This window comes from Sedimentibacter sp. B4, from assembly GCF_000309315.1.
GTDB classification, from domain to species: domain Bacteria; phylum Bacillota; class Clostridia; order Tissierellales; family Sedimentibacteraceae; genus Sedimentibacter; species Sedimentibacter saalensis.
In genome coordinates this window covers 23,062-41,790 of record NZ_CANG01000038.1, presented here as the reverse complement: position 1 = coordinate 41,790, position 18,729 = coordinate 23,062, and the positions used below count along the sequence as shown (strand labels likewise).

Here is an 18,729-nt window from a genome sequence, read left to right as displayed (position 1 = left end):
GAGGGTGTGGATGTTAACATATATTCAGGAAGCACTGGCTGGACAAGGCCACAAGGCAGCGATGACTAGCTTAGACATATTGGAGAAACTTCAAGAAGACCTGAGAAATCTGCAAAATAAAGAAAAGCTTAATGATTATCAAAATCGATTGATTGAGGAACGTTATGATTTTGAGCTTCTAGAAGTTGGCTTTGAGATCAAGTCTATTTTGTTAGTCGGTAAAAAAAACACCATAACTAAATTAAAGTTTGAATATAAAGGTAAAGAAATACCGGTCATTATGCCACCTGGTTATAATGAGTATTTTGATGCGCAAGAAAGGATAGAGCACTTTATGCAACAGCTCTTAGGTGAAAAAGGTTACAAATGTAAAGCAACCCCTATGTTGCCTAATAAGCTTCTTGCAGCAAGAAGTGGCTTTGCAAAATACGGCCGAAACAACATCGTCTATATAGATGGGATGGGAAGCTTCTGCCAAGTCTATCTTTTTTATACAGATATTCCAGTTGAAGAACATCCTTTATCAGAAGAACTAATTATGAAAAGGTGTGCTACTTGTGGTGCCTGTATAAAAGCTTGCCCTACAGGGGCTATAATGAAGGACCGTTTTTTGCTGGATTGCAAGCGCTGTCTCACATTTCTCAATGAAAACGGAGGATATCCCTTCCCAGCATGGGTTGACCCCAAAATACATCATGCGTTATATGGCTGTTATCGCTGCCAGGAAATCTGTCCTGCAAATAGAGAGCAGCTTATGAATCCCGTAGAAGAGGTTTTATTTAGCGAAGAGGAAACAAAAATTCTGTTAGAGGGTGAGTCGATTGATACTTTTCCGGATAGGCTTAAGAATGAAATTAAAAGGCTCAACATCGAAGAATATTTATCCGTAGTTCCTAGAAATTTAAATGCAATATTTAACCAATCTTGAGAACCGTCTCTACTTACTTAAAAGACAAAAGTAATAAATTGAATATACAAAATAAAACAAAGATAAGAGTATTTTATGAAAAAAACAGAGAGACAGAATGGAATCGTCCATTTGTTAAGAATACGGAAAAAAATGACTGCAAATGAACTGGCTAACTATTTTGAGGTGAGTGAGCGGACTATATATAGAGATATAGATGCACTTAGTCAGCTTCGAATTCCCATTGTTGCCTATGAGGGGTTGGGTGGAGGTTACGAAATTGATCCATCATTTTTTATGCCCAGTATTAAGCTCAGCGAGCAGGAAATCTTAATGATGTTGATGGTGTTGAAAGCAGGTGAAGAGCTTCGTGTCCCCAATATGACTACAGACTATAAATTGCTCATCAGTAAGGTTTTAAACGCTCTGTCAGACGAAGAAAGACAAAAAGCTGAACAGGTTATGTCTCACATAGAGTTTGACATTATTCGAATTATACCGAAAGGTTACATTCTAGATGTTATAACCACCTTATTAGAGGCGTTTAGGAAGTCTTGTGATTTGCTATTAATTTATTATCATCCAGAGCGGGACGAGACAGTGTCCCGACGGTTTTCTCCCATAAAGCTTTTTTTTGCAGATGGCGGATGGTATGTTAATGGTTACTGTCATATGAGAAAAGCCAAGCGAACATTTAGACTTGACCGAATAGTGTCATTGACATGTTTGTGTGAAGAAAATCGTTATATTAACAGTAAGCTGTCCGTACCTGAAAATGATAAGTTTAAGTGGCATACTTACGAGCTAATTATTGATCCAGCTCTTTACAGAATTATCAAAGATGATGTCTATCTGCAATACACTGAAATTAAATCTATAGAGGGTGGGTTGCATCTGACTGTTAATACCCCATACAAGAATGAAATACGTCAATTAGTTTTAAACCACCCGGAACATGTGACTGCTTTAAAGCCGGATGAGTTCATTCAAGAAATTAAAGAATTAAGCCAAGCAATTAGTAAAAAATATTTGAAACCCTGACAGTCTTATGTCAGGGTTTATCTGTTATGATTGTGATATATCTGCGATGAACAGGATTCATCACAATCAAAAGGGAGGAAAAGATATGATTTATACAACAAGAGGCCCAATTCATAAGAGTGAGCTTGGCGTCACTTTAGCACATGAACACATTAAGTGGGAGAGTGATGAGTTTTACGCAAACAACATGTATTTTGATAAAAAATATCAAGAAGAGGATATAAGTTTAGACTTGAAATATATTATACCCATCATGCTTGACATCAAAGCAAAGGGTGGGAAGAGCGTTGTAGAAGCCTCGCCGCCAATCGGTGGTCAGAATGTTAGATTATTAAAAGAGCTGTCTGAAAGAGTGGACATGCACATCATTCCTTGCACAGGGTGGAATATGACGAAACAGCTATATGATGTGTTTTCGATGCATTTTGAAGAGCAACTGGCAAACCGCTGGATAAATGACTTTAGAGAAGGCTTGGACACTATAGATGGAGTTGTTATTCGTCCTGGACATATCAAGTTGTTGCTCGATAGGGGCGTTTTGTCCAAAGTTGATAAAGCGATGCTGATTGCAGCTGTGAAAGCCAGCAAAGAGACAGGGATGCCAGTTCACTGCCACATCATGGATGCAAAAATGGTTCATGAAGTCATCGAGGTACTGGACAAGGAGAATGCAGATTATCAAAAATTTCTATGGGCCCATGCTGATGAGGAAGCTAATAAGGAAACAGTAAAATTGGCTGTAGAAAAAGGAATGTGGATAGGCATCGACAATATTAGAAAGGGAACAAGCCCGGAGAAGTTTGAACTTTTAAGTTACGTCATGTCAATTGGTTATGGGCACAAGGTGATGCTTTCACAAGATTACGATTTCTATTCAGAAGCAAAAGAATCTTCTGATAATCATCCTTGTACGGTCATCTTTGATGAATTTATGCCTTATTGTACAGCGAATGGCATTGATGAACAGGAAATAATACATATGATGAAGGAAAATCCTGCAAATTTCTATGACATGGATACTGTCACAAAAGTTATAGAATAAATCTTTTTATCGAAGACATTTAAATAGAATATAATTGTCCATTTTTTCTCCTCTAGGCATGTTGAATGAAAACAAATAAAGCCGACCTATGTAGATTAAATCTTTTTTATGGTGGCTTTTTTATTTTGGCTGCTAATACTTAAATGTTTACTAAAGTTTTATATCAAAAACGGCATAATACAAGGACACCCTTAATCCAGAGCACAAAAGCTTCTGAGCTGAGTTCAGGTCTGTATTCCTCGCTGTTTCCGGCTTCACCTATTATGTCAATGGCGTAAATCCTATAATTGTTAGAAAGAGCAATGATTTCGGGAAACCAGAATGCGCTGTTACTGCAGGAACCGTAATATTTACAGGGACCTCGTTGGATTGTACATGTAATTAATTTCAGTATATTTTTAGTGTTCGAAAACGACTTGCCTGCAAAGATATACACTTTTTCATGCTTTGTTCATATATTAATAGCATATATTAAATTATGAAGGAGAGAATACTATGTACTATTACCCCTATGCCAATATGTTGGCACAGTGTTATATGATGCAGCAGCAAATGAATTCTAGAATAAGAGTGCTTCATGCAGTTCCTAATGCCCCTGCAGTAGATGTTTATGCTAATGATAATCTTATTGTTAGAAACCTTGCTTATAAAGAAATGTCACCATATTTACCTGTTCCATCTGGCAATTATAATATTAAGATTTATCCAACAGGAGAAACTACAAATCCTGTTATTGATTCAAGTGTCTACATTCCTGAAAATTCTGTCTTTAACATAGCTGCTATTGGAGAATTGCCTGATATAAGCCTATATCCAATTCAGGAACCAACTTCAGCCAATAAAACTGGTATGGCTTGTATAAGGTTTATCCATCTATCACCAGATGCACCACCTGTTGATATAAAACTACCAGATGGTACAATTGTTTTCAGCAATGTTCCTTTTAAAAGTATAGCTAATTATACTTGTGTTCCATCTGGAACATACACGTTTAGAGTAAATCCAGCCGGAACAGATAATGTTGTTTTAACAGTTCCTGATGTTAAATTAAATCCAAATACCTTCTATACCGTCTATGCGGTTGGCTTAGTTGGAGATAAACCTAATTTAGAAGCATTATTAGCTGCTGAACCAAGATAAATAATAAAATTGCTCGAATTTAATTCGAGCAACTTTTTTTATTTGCTTAAACAAAAATATTATTGTCCGCATATTTGTAAAAGATGCAGAAAGATAGTGGTTGATTATTCGGATAAAGAAATTCAAGAAGGATAATTTGCCTTTTTATTATACTTGTGCGATAATAAGAAAACTAGAAACAAATCGTGAAAAACAACAAGAAAAAAGCGAGAGCATCCGCCCCGCTTTTGAAATTTTACAGAACATATTAATTATAGCGTGCAACAGCTTCGGCAACCAGATCCCAAAACCTTGGCAGATCAATGCCGGTACCAACAGTGCAGTTGGCAGGCTGTTTCAAACAGTTGATGGTGTCACAAACTGTTCTGCCGTAGCATGGGCCGCGGTTGATATCCACAACCACATTCATTTCCTGTGTTGTAAATAATTCCGGTGCAATGAGATAAGCAATACAGGTGACATCGTGTACAGGGCCAGCCTCAAGTCCAAAGGCCATTTTCTGAGAGTTTAGTGTAAAACGCATTATGTCGGCAAACAAACTGCCAGCCTTGTTGCCTATGGATTCCATACGTTCAATGATGTCAGGTATACAAATGGTTTGGTTCGTCACATCCAATCCCATCATAGTGAGTTTTACACCGCTGCGAAAGACAATGCTGGCAGCTTCGGGGTCAGCAAAAATATTAAATTCTGCTGACGGCGTGAAGTTCCCGGTGCCGTAAGCTCCACCCATAAGAACTATTTGATGGATTTTTGGCAGAATTCGCGGTTCCATTCGCATGGCTGTAGCAATGTTTGTAAGCGGTCCAATGGGAACAAGTGTAATGTCCCCATCGCTTGCCAGCAGTGTTTCGATAATATAATTTACAGCATGCTGCGGCTGTATTTTTGTGTGCAGTGGCCCAAAGACAGGTCCGTCAAGTCCCGATTCACCATGCACATTGGCTGCGACAACTTGTTCACGCACAAGAGGAAGAGACATACCGGCATAAACAGGTATATTCAGTCCCAAATGTTCACAAACATGCAGAGCGTTAACTGTTGTTTTGTTAAGGGTCTGGTTCCCGGCTACGGTGGTCAAAGCCAGCAGATCAATGGCGGGCTGATGACCTGCCACCAGAATGGCAATGGCATCATCGTGACCTGGGTCACAGTCTATGATTATTTTTGTTTTTTTCATACTTTACTCCTTTTAATACAAGTGTTTTCTGCTTTTGAGTATAAACTAAAAGCACCGCGGTATGGTAGGAGAAATCTCCGAGTTTTGAGGTGATCATTTGAAACAAATTCTTGATAAAAAGGAAATCCGCCGTTGTCTTGAAGAATCGGATTTTGAAAGTTACTTTTCATTTTCTATAAAAGAAGACGTACGTCTGTACCTTGCAGATAAAGGGGACGATATCCTGAAAGAGGGAGAGAAATCAGACGGATTTCTTTACTATATGGTTTCAGGGCGCGCAAAGTTGTTTTGCAGTCTGTCAAATGGAAAAACCTCTCTTTTGGATTTTTTACAGGGAGATTGTTTTATCGGCGAGCTTGAACTTCTCAGTGTGCGTAAAAGCACAATGGGGGTAAAAGCACTTTCACCCTGTTTTCTGCTGGCACTGCCAATTGAAAAATATCGCAGCAGCCTGTTATCCGACGTTTGCTTTTTGCGCGTATTGTGTCTTGCCCTGGCAAAGAAAGAGGAGCAGAGGGTGCATGCTCTTTTAATCACACAGGGTTTTCCATTGGCAAACCGTCTTGCTCATTTTGTGATTTTTGCTTCATTTGACGGTATATACTCCGAGCGCAACACAGATGCCAGCGCTTATCTGGGAGTATCCTATCGACACTTGACTCAAATGCTTGGTGAATTTACACAACACGGATATTTGAAAAAAATTCAAGGTGGTTATTGCATCACAAATGAACAGGCACTGAAACTGCTCGCCGATGAATTGAATTTGGAATAAACTGGTTAGAATCTTGGACGCTTTTAACTTTTCTGGTGTATAGGCAGGTCCTTAAGCGCCGTCGGAATATGCTGTAAGTCATTTACTTTTATTTCTTAACTGTTAAAACAGTATATATAGCATCATTAATTTTAGTCTTCTTAACAATTTCAAAGCCGGTTAATGTCAGTACTTTCTCTAGTTCCTCTGAGCCAATACGAATAGACATCGGTGGTCCTTCTATTATCAGGTCATCCTTTTCATATTCCAGACATAACAAGTGTCCTCCTGTTTTTATTACCTCAAATATATTTGAAAGAGCTTTTGTAAGTGAACTCACTTCGTGGAGTATTAAGGATGCCATGACAAAATCAACACTGTTGTGTTGAATGTTTAAGTTTTCAATATAATCCTGAATCAATTCAATATTTGTGAGCCCTTTTTCCGCAGCCTTATTTTCTATGACGCCGAGCATGCGTTCATCAGGATCCATAGCATAAACCTTGTTAGAGGTGCTTTCTGCCATGGGAATGGTAAAAAAGCCTGTGCCGGCACCTACATCCAGTAAAGTATGATTTTTTTGAATTGGCATTTGGCTAATAAGAGCTTCAGGTGGTATGAGCTGCTCTCTTTGCCTGCTATCTAAAAAAGTAATTTTATTTAAAATTTTTATCCGGTTCGTTGCAATGGTGTATGTGATTCATAATAAACCTCCTATAAAATATAATACAGACTGTAAATATCTATAATTGTGTCGAAAAAATGAGCAGTTGCTGCTGCCTATGTTTTTAGCTCATTTTTCAGACAATGTCGTAAATTCGTTTTTCTTTAAGATGGGCAACCATTCTATCTTCGGCATCTCTCATAACCTTTTCTATGTGACAATCACGATTTTCATCCATTTCACAAGTGAAAAGTGCTCCACTGCCTTCAATGGCTTGAATGACATCATAAAAGCTTATTTCAGTCTTTGTCTTTCGAAGACTATAACCTCCATTTACTCCAGGTGTGGATTGAATAAGATCAGCCTTAACCAGCTGAGTTAGTATTTTCGACAGATAGGTGGGTGATATATTCATGTGACTAGCTAAAGGCTGAAGGCTTAAATTGTCTTTGCCTTCTTGCTTAACTAAATAAGCCATTATATGCAAAGCATAATTTGTTGCTTTAGTATACTTCATTTTTCCTCCAAAGATATTATAGACTGTATTTGTCTGCTATTATATAAAATAAATTTTTCTTTGTCAATAGTTTTCAAGAAATTATTGTTAAAGGTGGTTTAACCGGTTCATTAATTAGAAAATTGTGGTATAATATAACATATCCCCTTCATCATCAAATAAAATAATTTGAAGGAGTTTTAGAAGGAAATGGTGAGCTATGAACAATAGAAGATTCTTTATGTATACTATGTCATTAATAATACTGTCAGTCTTGGCTGCTTGTTCAGTCAGAAACGCTCCAGTGGATACTGGAACGCCTTTAGATAAATCAACAGGTAAGATTTATTTATATGGAGAACAGCATGGTGTTGAAAAAATATTGGAAAAGGAATTAGAGTTGTGGAATAATAACTACAATACACAGAATATGCGACATTTATTTGTTGAATATCCCTACTATACTGCGGAGTTTTTAAACTTGTGGATGCAGTCGGATAGTGATGATATTCTTGATGAATTATATAAGGATTGGGAGGGTACAGCGTCACATAACCCTAACATTAAGGAATTCTATAAAAAAATAAAAAGAGAGTGCCCTGAAACTATTTTCCACGGTACAGATGTGGGGCACCAGTACAATACTACTGGCCAACGATTTTTGAAGTATCTTGAAGAGAATAATTTGCAAGGTACAGAAATGTATTTGTTGACACAAGATGCTATTGAACAAGGCAATTATTATTATAAACATTCTGATGACGCATACCGTGAAAACAAGATGGTGGAGAATTTTATTCGTGAGTTTGACAGACTAAAGTGTGAGGACATTATGGGAATTTACGGTGGAGCTCATACAGATTTTGATGCTATGGGGTATAAGACTGATTCTGTCCCATGTATGGCGAATCAATTAAAGAAATACTACAGCGATTCAATCTATTCAGAGGATTTAACTTGGTTAGTGAAAGACATTGAACCTATTAGAGTTGATGATTTCACCATCAATCATAAGAATTACAAAGCTTACTATTTTGGAAAACAAGATTTGACAGGATTCAAAGATTATACATATCGGGAATTTTGGCGATTAGAAAATGCGTATGAAGATTTTCAGTATAAGAAAAAAACGGGTGATGTGCTGCCTTATGACAACTATCCAATGCTAGTAGAAACAAAGCAGGTGTATGTTATAGATGTTACAAAAAAAGATGGCTCTGTAATTAGAATGTACTATCGTTCTGATGGGTATGTTTGGAATGGTCTTGAGACGACAGAAGAGTTTACAATAGAGTAAGCTGTAAAGTTAGTGTTTGTAACTTCAAATTCCGTGCTAGACATAGAATCGAACTAACTAACAAACATATCATGACACAGATCAAATAAACGAAGGAGTGTTACATGGAAACATCCATTATAAAAGGAAACTATGAACATCTAGAGGACTGTGCCAGCATTCTGGAGAATTCTATCCTGGGTCAGAAGTATTTTTTAGACTCAAATAACCAATATATTGGACAAAGACTCTTAAAAGAAGGCTTTGATAAAAGAGAAATTTACGTTGCAATAGATGAAGAAGGACAATGTGTTGGTTTTGCATGGATCATTCTTAATGGGATATTCCATTGGTTTCCGTTTCTACATGTTTTGGCTGTGAAAAAAGCAGTACGAGGAAAAGGAATTGGTAAGCAAATGATGAGTTTATTCGAGGAAATCGGATTTATTCAGGATAAGTCGGATAAACTCTTCCTATGTGTAGATGATTTTAGCACAGAGGCCATCGGATTATACAAAGCCCTAGGCTATCAAGAGATTGGACCTATTCCAGATATGTTTGTTCCTGGAGTTGTTACATATTTGATGATGAAAAAAAGAAATTAACTACTTGGTGATTTATAACGGAAGAGCTTTTGGTGTTAAAATTACCCTGCAATCCCAGGGACGGGTGTACTCAGAGCATAAAGTGATACTTAATAAGGAGACGATATTATGGAAAATATAATTGTATTAAATGTTAACTATAAATTTGGAGATATGGAGGATACTATCCATCCAGTAGTATTAAGAGATAAAAATGAAATGATTCTTGTTGATTGCGGATATACAGGATTTATGTCTATAATTGAAGATGCCATGAGGACAGAAAATTTAGACTGCAATAAACTTACTAAAATTGTAATTACACATCATGATCACGACCATATGGGAGCTTTGGCAGACTTTAAACACAAATATCCTGATGTGAAAATCGTTGCAAGCGAAATTGAAGCTCCATATATTTCAGGAGAAAAAAAGTCATTGAGATTAGAACAGGCAGAATCGTTGCAAAGTACTTTAAATGAAGAACAGAAGCAATTTGGAAGAGCTTTCTGTGACATTCTCAAAAGCGTTAAGACAGTCGAGGTCGATGAATTTGTACATGACGGAGAAGTTATGAACTGGTGCGGTGGTTGTGAAATAGTAGGTACTCCTGGTCACACTCCCGGTCACATATCTCTGTACATAAAAAATAAAAAACTCTTATAACAGGTGATGCAGCTGCATTGGAAAATAATCAGCTTGTCATTGCAAACCCGCAGTTTACATTAGATGTGGAGAGTGCAAACAAATCTATTTCAAAGATATTAGATTATGATGCAGATACTTATATTTGTTATCATGGAGGAGTATACAAAAAGCACAAGCACAAAGCCGATTTGTGCTAATACAATGAAATAAAATTTTAATTTAAAAAATGATTATAAATATTGACATTTTGAATATAATAAAATATTATAATATAAAACGAACACGAACAAAATGGCGTTGATAAGGAGGAGTACATACTCACTTGAAGCAAAGAGAGAAGATGGTTGGTGAGAATCTTCGTGAAGTAAGTATGGAAGTAGCCTTTGAGCTGTGAACCGAAAAGAATTAATCTTAGTAGGCTTCAACGGAAATTTCCACCGTTAAAAGGAAAGCAGTATCTGATAATATTTTATCCCGTACTGACAGAGTGCAGAGTAATCTGAATTTAGGTGGTACCACGGACGCATACAGTCCGCCCTGAGCATATGCTTAAGGCGGATTTTTTGTTTTGTGTTCGTAAAATTCTAGGAGGTATTACCATGAAAAACTATGATTTTAAGCAAGTAGAAAAAGAGATGCAAAACTTTTGGAATGAAAATTCTATCTACAGTTTCGACCATGAGAGTAAAGAAGAAATTTATTCTATTGACACACCGCCACCTACTGTAAGTGGCAGCCTGCACATTGGACACATATTTTCCTATACACAGGCAGAAATGATAGCACGTTTCAAGCGCATGCAAGGCTACAATGTTTTTTATCCTTTTGGTTTTGATGACAACGGTCTACCAACAGAAAGACTGGTTGAAAAAGATGAGGGTATCATTGCAAAAAATCTTCCGAGAAGTGAATTTATTAAAAGATGTGTTGTAACCTCTTCAAAATATGAAAAAGAGTTTAAAGATTTGTGGCAGTCTTTGGGCTTTTCAGTTGACTGGTCTCTTCAATACGAGACAATTAATCCTATGGTACAGCGAATATCACAAAAGTCCTTTATCAGACTCTTGAAGGATAAAAAGGCGTATATGAAAGAGTCTCCGGTTTTATGGTGCACGGAATGTCAAACTTCCATTGCCCAAGCAGAGTTAGAAACTATTGAAAAAGAAACTACTTTTAATTATATCAATTTTCAGTTAGGTGAAGAAAAATTATTGGTTGCTACAACAAGACCGGAGTTGTTATATGGCTGTGTTTGCTTATTTGTTAATCCAAAAGATGACAGATATATAAAATATATCGGTAAAAATGCCATTGTTCCTTTATATGACTATGAAATTCCTGTATTAGCAGACGAAAAAGCTGATATTGATAAAGGCACTGGTGTTGTAATGTGTGCAACATTTGGTGACAGCACTGATGTTGAGTGGTATGAAACTCATAAACTGCCTTATCGTAAGGTTATTCTTCCTGATGGTACAATAGATGAAAGTGTTCCATTCATAGGAAGACTGAAGGTTTTAGCAGCCAGGAAACATATAATAAATCTTCTTTCAGAAAATGGATTTCTTATAGATTCAAAAAATATCACACACACAGTTTCTGTTCATGAGCGTTGTGGGAAGGAAATTGAGATTATACCGTCAAAACAGTGGTATATAGATATTCTTACAAATAAGGAACTATTTTTAAAGGCTGCTGATGAAATCAATTGGTATCCTCAACACATGAAAAACAGATATTTATTGTGGGTTGAAAATCTTAAGTGGGATTGGTGTATATCACGCCAGCGTTACTTTGGTGTTCCTTTCCCAATATGGTATTGTAAAAATTGTGGTAATGTTATAATTGCAGATGAAGAAATGCTGCCGGTAAATCCTATTGAAACCAGGCCCGGAAAAGTTTGTTCCTGTGGGTGTGATGAGTTTGTGCCTGAGACATCGGTTTTTGATACATGGGCTACTTCATCAGTTACACCTCAAATTAATTCAAAATGGGATGAAGAAAATGATATTTCAGATATGCTTTTACCAATGAGTTTGAGGACACAGGCTCATGAAATCATACGTACATGGGCATTTTATACCATAGTTAAAAGCCTTTACCATACGGGCCAGATTCCATGGAAGGATATAATGATTTGTGGTTTTGTTCTTGCAAAAAAAGGAGAAAAAATCAGCAAGTCAAAAAGCAACTCAGAGTTTTCTCCAAAATTGATTATTGAAAACCACTCTGCTGATGTTATAAGATATTGGGCTGCTAATTCCAAACTTGGATCAGATACGTTTTTTTCAATTGATGAATTAACCATAGCAAAAAGGTTTATCACAAAGCTGTGGAATGCTTCAAAGTTTTCAATATCCCATTTACAGGACATTAACCTCAATGCTCATGTAAATTTAATGCCTGTAGACAGGTGGATAATCGAGAGATGTAAGCAAACTACCATTAATGCAAGAAAGTTCCTTGACCAATATGAAATCGGACCAGCCAGACATGAAATTGATGATTTTTTCTGGAAGGACTTATGTGATTATTATATTGAAATTGTCAAAGAGCGTTTATATCAACCGGAGATACATGGTTATGAAGAAAGGCAATCAGCACAATATGCCCTATATTATTGCATGCTGAATATATTGAAGCTGTATGCCATTTATGTTCCACATATAACAGAATATATTTATCAGGAATTTTTCAAACAGTATGAGAACAGTATTTCACTGCACAAGTTGCAATGGGAAACTGAAAAATCTGTTGACGATGAAATTATCATTTTTGGAGAAAAACTAAAGGAAATTATTACTGAAACAAGAAAGTATAAGTCTGAAAATGCTCTGTCAATGAAGACAGAAATTGAAGAAGTTGTCATTAATACAGATGATAAGTTTGCGGAGTTATTTAAACAAACTATAAGTGATATAAAGGCTTGTTGTAGAGCAAAGAATATAAAAATCTCTGTGGCAAATCAAAGCTCATAAGTTCAGCACTTAATATTTTATAATGACCGCTGAAGTGAACCGTAACTGCTTTTAAATAAAATTTATTTCTTGTTCAAATAACACTAATGGGACGGTTTTGATTGAAATCAAAACACTGTCCCATTTTTAAATGTAGTTCTTTCTTTTGTACTAAATAGGAAATATTTATGCTATAATGGAATGAGAACGTTATTATCCAATAACTAATGTAAAAATGGAGACGGTCAAGGGTCAATCAATGAAAACTTGCTGTCAATAGATTTTATACAACATTAATTAATATAGGAGGAGTATATGAATATTAACGAATTGAAAGGAAAGGTCGTTAAAGCAATAGAGGACAACAAAGCACTTGTCATAAAAGCCGGCAGAGAGATTTACTCTACACCGGAATTTGGTTATAAAGAATTTAAATCAACAGGTACAGTTGTTAAATTTCTTAAAGAACTCGGATTAGAGGTGGAAGAAAATATTGCTGTTACAGGATGTAAGGCGGTTTTAAAAGGTGGAAAACAGGCCCTATGGTTGCTATATTAGGAGAGCTGGATGCAATCTCATGTGTTACACACAAAGATGCAGTTGAAACCGGAGCAGTACATGCCTGCGGTCATAACAACCAAGTAGGCGGAATGTTAGGAGCTGCTTTAGGGCTTGTCAAAAGCGGAATACTTAGTGAACTGGCAGGAGATGTTTCCGTGATTGCAACTCCATCAGAAGAATTTGTTGAGTTGGATTATAGAGATAAGTTAAGAGGAGAAGGCAAACTTACATATTTTGGAGGCAAGCAAGAGCTGATTAAAAAAGGGTATTTCGATGATGTAGACATGGCAATGATGTTCCATTCTTCAGACATTGGTGACAATGATGCATTAATAGGACCGGTAAGCAATGGTTTTATAGGTAAAAAGGTCAGATTCATAGGTAAAGAGTCTCATGCAGGTTCGGCACCGGAAGACGGCATAAATGCCTTGAATGCTGCTACATTAGCTATGAATAACATTCATGCACAAAGAGAAACGTTCAGAGATTCTGACAAAGTGAGGGTGCATCCTATAATCACTAAAGGAGGCAATATTGTAAATTCAGTTCCTGATGATGTGCAAATGGAATCCTACGTCAGAGCAAGGACAATAAAAGCAATGATAGACTCAAATTATAAGGTAGACAGAGCTTTAAAAGCCGGAGCTATGGCTGTAGGAGCTAAGGTTGAAATAACAAGCATCCCAGGATATCTCCCAATTTTAAATTATCCGGAATTTGATCAATTGTTCAAGAATAACTTATTATTTTTAGGCATATCTGAAGACAAAATAATACAAGGTGGAGATTTTACAGGATCATTTGATTTAGGGGACGTATCTCACATAATTCCTACTATTCACCCAATGATTGGGGGAGTAAAGGGAAGTCTTCACACTCGTGATTTTGAAACCATAGATGAAGAGAAGGCTTACATAATGCCTGCTAAAGCAATGGCTTTAACTGTTGTTGATTTGTTGTATGGTGATGCAGCTAATGCAACTGCCATACTTGGCAATTTTAAACCAGCAATGACAAAAGAGGAGTATTTGAAGTTCTTGGAAAGTGTAGATAATGTAGAAATATTTGAAGGATAGGATCATAAATAAAAATGCTTAATCTGAGTGCTTGAGCATCAGATTAAGCGGCTGAAAAGGATTGAGACAATGAAAGTGCTCAGTCCTTTTTTATTTGTGAAGATAGTCCTGCTAATTAAATGAACTTTTCAATTTTACGCACAAAAATGTTATAGAGGTAAGTACATTTCATATTGCTCAAGTGATTCTTTCTGGAATCCCTGCTTTCTTAAAAATCCTTCCAGAGAAGAATTATTAGGAATACATATTGTGCACTTTTCAGCATTTTGCATCTGAGCAGCTTTTTGTACCATATTGATGCCAAGACCTTGATTGCGGTACGCTGGGTCGACCCAGAGGAAGTTAATTTTGCCCTGTGAGCTCATGGCAATATAAGCAATTTCTTCAGTACCTTCATAAGCTGCGAAATAAGCTTCATTTGTGCTCATAGCATAAAAAGGTGTATCGCTTTGCCAATTTATGTGGCAATCCATAAGCATTTTTCTAAAGTCATCTATTTTTTCAAATGATATATTTTTTATGATGTAAGGATGTGAATCTTTTGAAAAGTTCATGGATTTAATAGTTCCTGAGTAGTATTTTAAATTATATACTTTTGTATAACCGCAGTTTTCATAAAATTTAATAGCCCTTTCATTATCTTTTATGACCTCAAGAAATAATTGCTTGCACCCTTTATTAACTGCAGCTGATTTATGCATTTCAAGCAGTTTACGGCTGATTCCACAGCCTCGGAATTCAGGGGCAATGCATAGAGTGCCACAGCGCATTGTCTTAAGACCGTCAAAAAATCGTATGCCTCCAAGAATTAAACCTACTGGAATCTCATTATCAAGAGCAATAAAGGATTGATTTAATGAATTGCCTTCAGGTCCAAAAAATCTGCTTTCAAAGACATCCTGACTCATTTTCAATGGAACTATATAGTCTGAATATCCAAGACTAAAAGCAGCGAATATTTCATCCATGGTAACATCGGTACAAGTTTTGTAGTTTATCATAATATTTACCTCCTCAAATGGTGATTTTTACTGGTTTTAGTGTTATAATAAAAGAAAAATACAAACGGAGATGTTTATGGCCAAACATAATATTTATACAATGAGTGTTGCAAGTGTCTATCCACATTATGTTACGAAAGCGGAAAACAAAGGACGTACGAAGGCAGAAGTCGATGAAATAATCCGTTGGCTGACAGGATATTCACAGGAAGGATTTGAAGCTCAGCTGGAAAAACAAACTGATTTTGAAACCTTCTTTGCAGAAGCTCCAAAGCTTAATCCTTCACGTGGACTGATCAAAGGCGTTGTCTGCGGTGTCCGGGTGGAAGACATTGAAGAACCAACTATGCAAGAAATTCGCTACCTGGATAAGCTAATCGATGAGTTAGCAAAAGGAAAATCCATGGAGAAAATTTTGCGGAAATAATTTATTGTATGAACCATAGGGGATGGTTCGAGGTCACTGAAAAACTACATGAACCATAGGGGACGGTTCTCTGTGGCAAGTCACTACTACTCGAACCGTCCATTTTGAAAAAAATTACGCGTTAAATAACATTAAATAGTTATTTCGGTATGAAATACAATGACCGCCTCTCCAGAAATAGCTACTTCTACCGGATTCTGATTTTCAATTTTTACACTTACTTCAATTATTCCTGTACGACCAATGGCTTCACCTTGTTTAGCCTTAAACTTTAACATTGAGTTATTATGTTTAACAAGATTATGGTGAACCAAGTATGCACCTAAAGGTCCATTTGCATTGCCTGTTACAGGATCTTCATTAATGCCAATTGCAGGTGCGAACATTCTTCCATGAATTAAAAAATCATCATCAGGATTGATGGTATATACATAATAACCATTGCATTTTATCATGTCGCTAAGTTTCACAAGCATTTCATAATTCGGTTTGAGACCATGAAGTATTTCAGGGTTATTAATGCCGACTAAGACTTTTGAATGACCTGTTGATACAATTTGAACAGGGTGGTTATTCAACAACTCTTGATTAGTTATTCCTAAAGCTGTTAATAGCTGTTCCTTCTCATTATCGCTTAGAATGGTACCAAATTCAATTTTTCCCTGGGTCATAGTTATTTTGTAGTCATTTTCATCTTTAAATATTTCAACAGGCAAAATCCCGGCGCCTGTCTTGTGATGGATTACGGCACTATTTAACTTATTTTCAACAGCTCTTGCATAATGAGCTGCAATTGTTGCATGTCCGCATATGGGAACTTCACTTGTAGGAGTAAAAAAGCGTATATGAGCATCGTAGAATTCACTGTCAGAAGAAAAAATAAAGGCAGTTTCAGAATTATTTAACTCTCTTGCAATTTTTTGCATTTGTAATTCAGTTAATCCATCAGCATTTGTTATTACTCCTGCAGGATTTCCGGTGAATTTTTCCTTTGTAAATGAATCAATTTGGTATAAATTGTATTTTTTCATTTTAATTCGCTCCCATTAAGTGTTATAATCTAAACAATTAATAATATTATATTATTAATTATAGAGTAATTTCTAAATTTTACAAGTACGCACTTTTTACTCAGTTACTTACCATTTTGAAAGAGGTTTAATATGGACATAGATGTATTGGAAAAGTTTCCGGATCAGGAAAAGAAACAAAAAGATTTTAGTTGTTCTATAGGGTTTTCCATGACTGTAATCGGAAGCAAGTGGAGGGCAATAATTTTATGGCATATATTGAAGTCTCAGCCCATAAGGTATGGACAGCTAAAAAAATCCGTACCCAAAATAAGTCACAAAATGCTGTCTCAGGAATTGAAAAAGCTGGAAATGGATGGACTTATAGAAAGAACATCATATCCAACAATTCCGCCTAAAGTTGAGTATATAACTACTGAAAAGGGAAAATCATTAGAAGGTATTTTGACAGAACTGTGCATGTGGGGCAAAAAGTATATGAGATGATTTTTTATTTACTGGTGGTTTTGAATAACCGCAGGGGACGGATATGTGGCAGCTAAAAGTTTATAATGGCTGTCCAAAATCCGTCCTCATTGCAGTTAAGATAATCTAAAGGAGAATTTGTTATTATTATAAAAAAATAAAAGGAAAGTGAAATCTAATAACTAAAAGTATTAGAAATGAAAAATGAAAAAAATAAGTTTAAGAAAAAATATTATACATTTTATTGCAGTGTTTCTAACTACATTTGTACTATTATATTTAGTTGCAATATACTCAAATATTCCGTTTATTGCTAAATACAGAAGCCTGTATATAGAAACTGCAATGTCTACAATGACACACCAATGGCTTGCAACAAAATTTATTCCAAAGTCAGTTATTGATGATGTATTAAATCAAAGGGACAACCCGGGAATTAAAAAGGATGATGGAAGTAATGGATTTATAGCTAAAATTAAGAATTTGTTTCATTTAAACGGAAGGGAATGGTTTGTTGCTGTATTTGATGAGGTAGATATGGAGAGCTTTGATAAATACAAAGAAAACAATCCTGATGTTTTAAAGGATGGATATGAAAATATTTTAATTGATGAAAGTAAAATTGGAGATGCACGAACCGGAATAGTTACAAATAAAGGAGACAATGTAGTTGCAATTGATTCTAAAAATAAAATATTAATAATTGAAGTTAAAGGTGAAGGATACAACGGAAGGCTGGCAATAGCAAAAGATTCCAGCAAAGTCAGGGTTGGAATGGCAGAAGGGGTAAATGAAAATAAAAAAAATGAAGGAAGTCAAATAGATGAGTTGTCTAAATATAATAATGCCATTCTATCAGTAAATGCCAGCGGATTTGTGGATTATGACGGCAATGGAAATGGCGGTCAACCCATCGGAGCGATAATTGAAAACGGAAAAGTTATTAACACTCCGGTTGGGGGAAATTGGTTCACAGTTGGCTTTGATTACAAAGATATGATGTTGATAGGAAGAAACATTCCGGAAGGTGAATTAAGAGATGCTGTGGAATTTATGCCTGTTCTGATTTTGGATGGAGTTAAGCAAGTGGAAGGTTCTTCCGGATGGGGTATTCAACCAAGAACGGCTATAGGTCAGAAAGATAATTTAGATGTTTTAATGTTAGTAGTTGATGGCAGGCAATTAGGTCATAGCATTGGTACAACAGTTGGTGAATGTGCAGATATTATGGAAAGGTATGGAGCAGTTCAAGCCATTAATTTAGATGGAGGAGCCAGCTCAATAATGTATTATAACAATCATCCGGTTACAATACCAGCAATTCGATACGATGTTGGAAGATGGATTCCAAATATCATAATGGTTGAGAATCAATAACTAAATGGAGACGGGTGAACCATCCTTATTGACAAATGAACTGGTCAATGAGACCCGTCCGAGACCATTGAAAAAGTCTATTTTGTCATCCTGAATGTTAGT

General features: G+C 36.1%; 16 protein-coding genes, 2 pseudogenes and 1 other annotated feature. Of the genes and pseudogenes, 13 read left to right on the top strand and 5 right to left on the bottom strand.

Translation table 11 applies throughout. The features are described from left to right. Positions 1 to 10: 10 nt before the first annotated feature. The 4 genes from BN358_RS07395 (at position 11) to BN358_RS07380 (ending at position 4,130) form a co-directional block, all read left to right on the top strand. On the top strand, positions 11 to 928 hold the full coding sequence (locus BN358_RS07395) for a 4Fe-4S double cluster binding domain-containing protein (protein WP_019228592.1): 918 nt from the start codon (positions 11 to 13) through the stop codon (positions 926 to 928). A gap of 75 nt (positions 929 to 1,003) precedes the next feature. Next, a complete protein-coding gene (locus BN358_RS07390; RefSeq protein ID WP_019228591.1) occupies positions 1,004 to 1,948 on the top strand; it encodes a YafY family protein in 945 nt (314 codons plus the stop codon). Positions 1,949 to 2,033: 85 nt separating this feature from the next. Next, the gene (locus tag BN358_RS07385; protein WP_019228590.1) at positions 2,034 to 2,990 is read left to right on the top strand and encodes a hypothetical protein; all 957 of its coding nucleotides are present in this window, start codon (positions 2,034 to 2,036) and stop codon (positions 2,988 to 2,990) included. Between the two features lie 495 nt (positions 2,991 to 3,485). Then, entirely contained in the window at positions 3,486 to 4,130 is a 645-nt protein-coding gene (locus BN358_RS07380) for a DUF4397 domain-containing protein (protein WP_019228589.1), read from the top strand. Positions 4,131 to 4,377: 247 nt separating this feature from the next. Here the strand turns inward: BN358_RS07380 and rihB are convergent, their stop codons facing one another. Next, a complete protein-coding gene (rihB, locus tag BN358_RS07375; protein WP_019228588.1) occupies positions 4,378 to 5,310 on the bottom strand; it encodes a ribosylpyrimidine nucleosidase in 933 nt (310 codons plus the stop codon). Positions 5,311 to 5,407: 97 nt separating this feature from the next. Here rihB and yeiL point away from each other — a divergent pair, with 97 nt between their 5' ends. Continuing rightward, a complete protein-coding gene (gene yeiL / locus BN358_RS07370; protein WP_019228587.1) occupies positions 5,408 to 6,085 on the top strand; it encodes a transcriptional regulator YeiL in 678 nt (225 codons plus the stop codon). A gap of 88 nt (positions 6,086 to 6,173) precedes the next feature. On the opposite strand, the gene BN358_RS07365 is transcribed toward yeiL, so the two are convergent. After that, positions 6,174 to 6,656 (bottom strand): class I SAM-dependent methyltransferase, encoded by a 483-nt coding sequence (locus BN358_RS07365; protein ID WP_019228586.1) that lies wholly within the window; start codon positions 6,654 to 6,656, stop codon positions 6,174 to 6,176. Positions 6,657 to 6,864: 208 nt separating this feature from the next. Beyond that, positions 6,865 to 7,245 (bottom strand): Rrf2 family transcriptional regulator, encoded by a 381-nt coding sequence (locus BN358_RS07360; protein WP_019228585.1) that lies wholly within the window; start codon positions 7,243 to 7,245, stop codon positions 6,865 to 6,867. 199 nt (positions 7,246 to 7,444) lie between these two features. On the opposite strand from BN358_RS07360, the gene BN358_RS07355 reads away from it, so the two are divergent. The 5 genes and pseudogenes from BN358_RS07355 (at position 7,445) to BN358_RS07335 (ending at position 14,326) form a co-directional block, all read left to right on the top strand. Continuing rightward, positions 7,445 to 8,521 (top strand): hypothetical protein, encoded by a 1,077-nt coding sequence (locus BN358_RS07355; protein WP_040582179.1) that lies wholly within the window; start codon positions 7,445 to 7,447, stop codon positions 8,519 to 8,521. Positions 8,522 to 8,625: 104 nt separating this feature from the next. Further along, on the top strand, positions 8,626 to 9,105 hold the full coding sequence (locus BN358_RS07350) for an N-acetyltransferase (RefSeq protein ID WP_019228583.1): 480 nt from the start codon (positions 8,626 to 8,628) through the stop codon (positions 9,103 to 9,105). Between the two features lie 108 nt (positions 9,106 to 9,213). Then, positions 9,214 to 9,929, top strand: a pseudogene (locus BN358_RS07345) (MBL fold metallo-hydrolase). 91 nt (positions 9,930 to 10,020) lie between these two features. After that, positions 10,021 to 10,275 (top strand) — a binding site (T-box leader). 56 nt (positions 10,276 to 10,331) lie between these two features. Continuing rightward, the gene (locus tag BN358_RS07340; RefSeq protein ID WP_019228582.1) at positions 10,332 to 12,710 is read left to right on the top strand and encodes a valine--tRNA ligase; all 2,379 of its coding nucleotides are present in this window, start codon (positions 10,332 to 10,334) and stop codon (positions 12,708 to 12,710) included. 294 nt (positions 12,711 to 13,004) lie between these two features. Further along, positions 13,005 to 14,326: pseudogene (locus BN358_RS07335) on the top strand (amidohydrolase). 149 nt (positions 14,327 to 14,475) lie between these two features. On the opposite strand, the gene BN358_RS07330 reads toward BN358_RS07335, so the two are convergent. Then, entirely contained in the window at positions 14,476 to 15,327 is an 852-nt protein-coding gene (locus tag BN358_RS07330; protein WP_019228581.1) for a GNAT family N-acetyltransferase, read from the bottom strand. A gap of 76 nt (positions 15,328 to 15,403) precedes the next feature. On the opposite strand from BN358_RS07330, the gene BN358_RS07325 reads away from it, so the two are divergent. Next, the gene (locus BN358_RS07325; protein WP_019228580.1) at positions 15,404 to 15,754 is read left to right on the top strand and encodes a DUF2200 domain-containing protein; all 351 of its coding nucleotides are present in this window, start codon (positions 15,404 to 15,406) and stop codon (positions 15,752 to 15,754) included. 131 nt (positions 15,755 to 15,885) lie between these two features. On the opposite strand, the gene BN358_RS07320 is transcribed toward BN358_RS07325, so the two are convergent. Beyond that, on the bottom strand, positions 15,886 to 16,785 hold the full coding sequence (locus BN358_RS07320; RefSeq protein ID WP_019228579.1) for a PhzF family isomerase: 900 nt from the start codon (positions 16,783 to 16,785) through the stop codon (positions 15,886 to 15,888). A gap of 132 nt (positions 16,786 to 16,917) precedes the next feature. On the opposite strand from BN358_RS07320, the gene BN358_RS07315 reads away from it, so the two are divergent. Beyond that, complete coding sequence (locus BN358_RS07315) at positions 16,918 to 17,271, top strand: helix-turn-helix domain-containing protein (protein ID WP_019228578.1); 354 nt, start codon at positions 16,918 to 16,920, stop codon at positions 17,269 to 17,271. A 183-nt stretch (positions 17,272 to 17,454) separates the two neighbouring features. Continuing rightward, a complete protein-coding gene (locus BN358_RS07310; RefSeq protein WP_019228577.1) occupies positions 17,455 to 18,627 on the top strand; it encodes a phosphodiester glycosidase family protein in 1,173 nt (390 codons plus the stop codon). Positions 18,628 to 18,729 lie beyond the last annotated feature (102 nt).

Bases quoted from the DNA above. Each gene is read 5' to 3' on its own strand.
- BN358_RS07390 (WP_019228591.1), top strand. From the start codon at position 1,004: ATGAAAAAAACAGAGAGACAGAATGGAATCGTCCATTTGTTAAGAATA.
- BN358_RS07360 (WP_019228585.1), bottom strand. From the start codon at position 7,245: ATGAAGTATACTAAAGCAACAAATTATGCTTTGCATATAATGGCTTAT.
- BN358_RS07330 (WP_019228581.1), bottom strand. From the start codon at position 15,327: ATGATAAACTACAAAACTTGTACCGATGTTACCATGGATGAAATATTC.
- BN358_RS07310 (WP_019228577.1), top strand. From the start codon at position 17,455: ATGAAAAAAATAAGTTTAAGAAAAAATATTATACATTTTATTGCAGTG.
- BN358_RS07365 (WP_019228586.1), bottom strand. From the start codon at position 6,656: ATGCCAATTCAAAAAAATCATACTTTACTGGATGTAGGTGCCGGCACA.
- BN358_RS07385 (WP_019228590.1), top strand. From the start codon at position 2,034: ATGATTTATACAACAAGAGGCCCAATTCATAAGAGTGAGCTTGGCGTC.
- BN358_RS07320 (WP_019228579.1), bottom strand. From the start codon at position 16,785: ATGAAAAAATACAATTTATACCAAATTGATTCATTTACAAAGGAAAAA.
- BN358_RS07315 (WP_019228578.1), top strand. From the start codon at position 16,918: ATGGACATAGATGTATTGGAAAAGTTTCCGGATCAGGAAAAGAAACAA.
- BN358_RS07355 (WP_040582179.1), top strand. From the start codon at position 7,445: ATGAACAATAGAAGATTCTTTATGTATACTATGTCATTAATAATACTG.
- BN358_RS07395 (WP_019228592.1), top strand. From the start codon at position 11: ATGTTAACATATATTCAGGAAGCACTGGCTGGACAAGGCCACAAGGCA.
- BN358_RS07380 (WP_019228589.1), top strand. From the start codon at position 3,486: ATGTACTATTACCCCTATGCCAATATGTTGGCACAGTGTTATATGATG.
- BN358_RS07350 (WP_019228583.1), top strand. From the start codon at position 8,626: ATGGAAACATCCATTATAAAAGGAAACTATGAACATCTAGAGGACTGT.
- BN358_RS07340 (WP_019228582.1), top strand. From the start codon at position 10,332: ATGAAAAACTATGATTTTAAGCAAGTAGAAAAAGAGATGCAAAACTTT.
- rihB (WP_019228588.1), bottom strand. From the start codon at position 5,310: ATGAAAAAAACAAAAATAATCATAGACTGTGACCCAGGTCACGATGAT.
- BN358_RS07325 (WP_019228580.1), top strand. From the start codon at position 15,404: ATGGCCAAACATAATATTTATACAATGAGTGTTGCAAGTGTCTATCCA.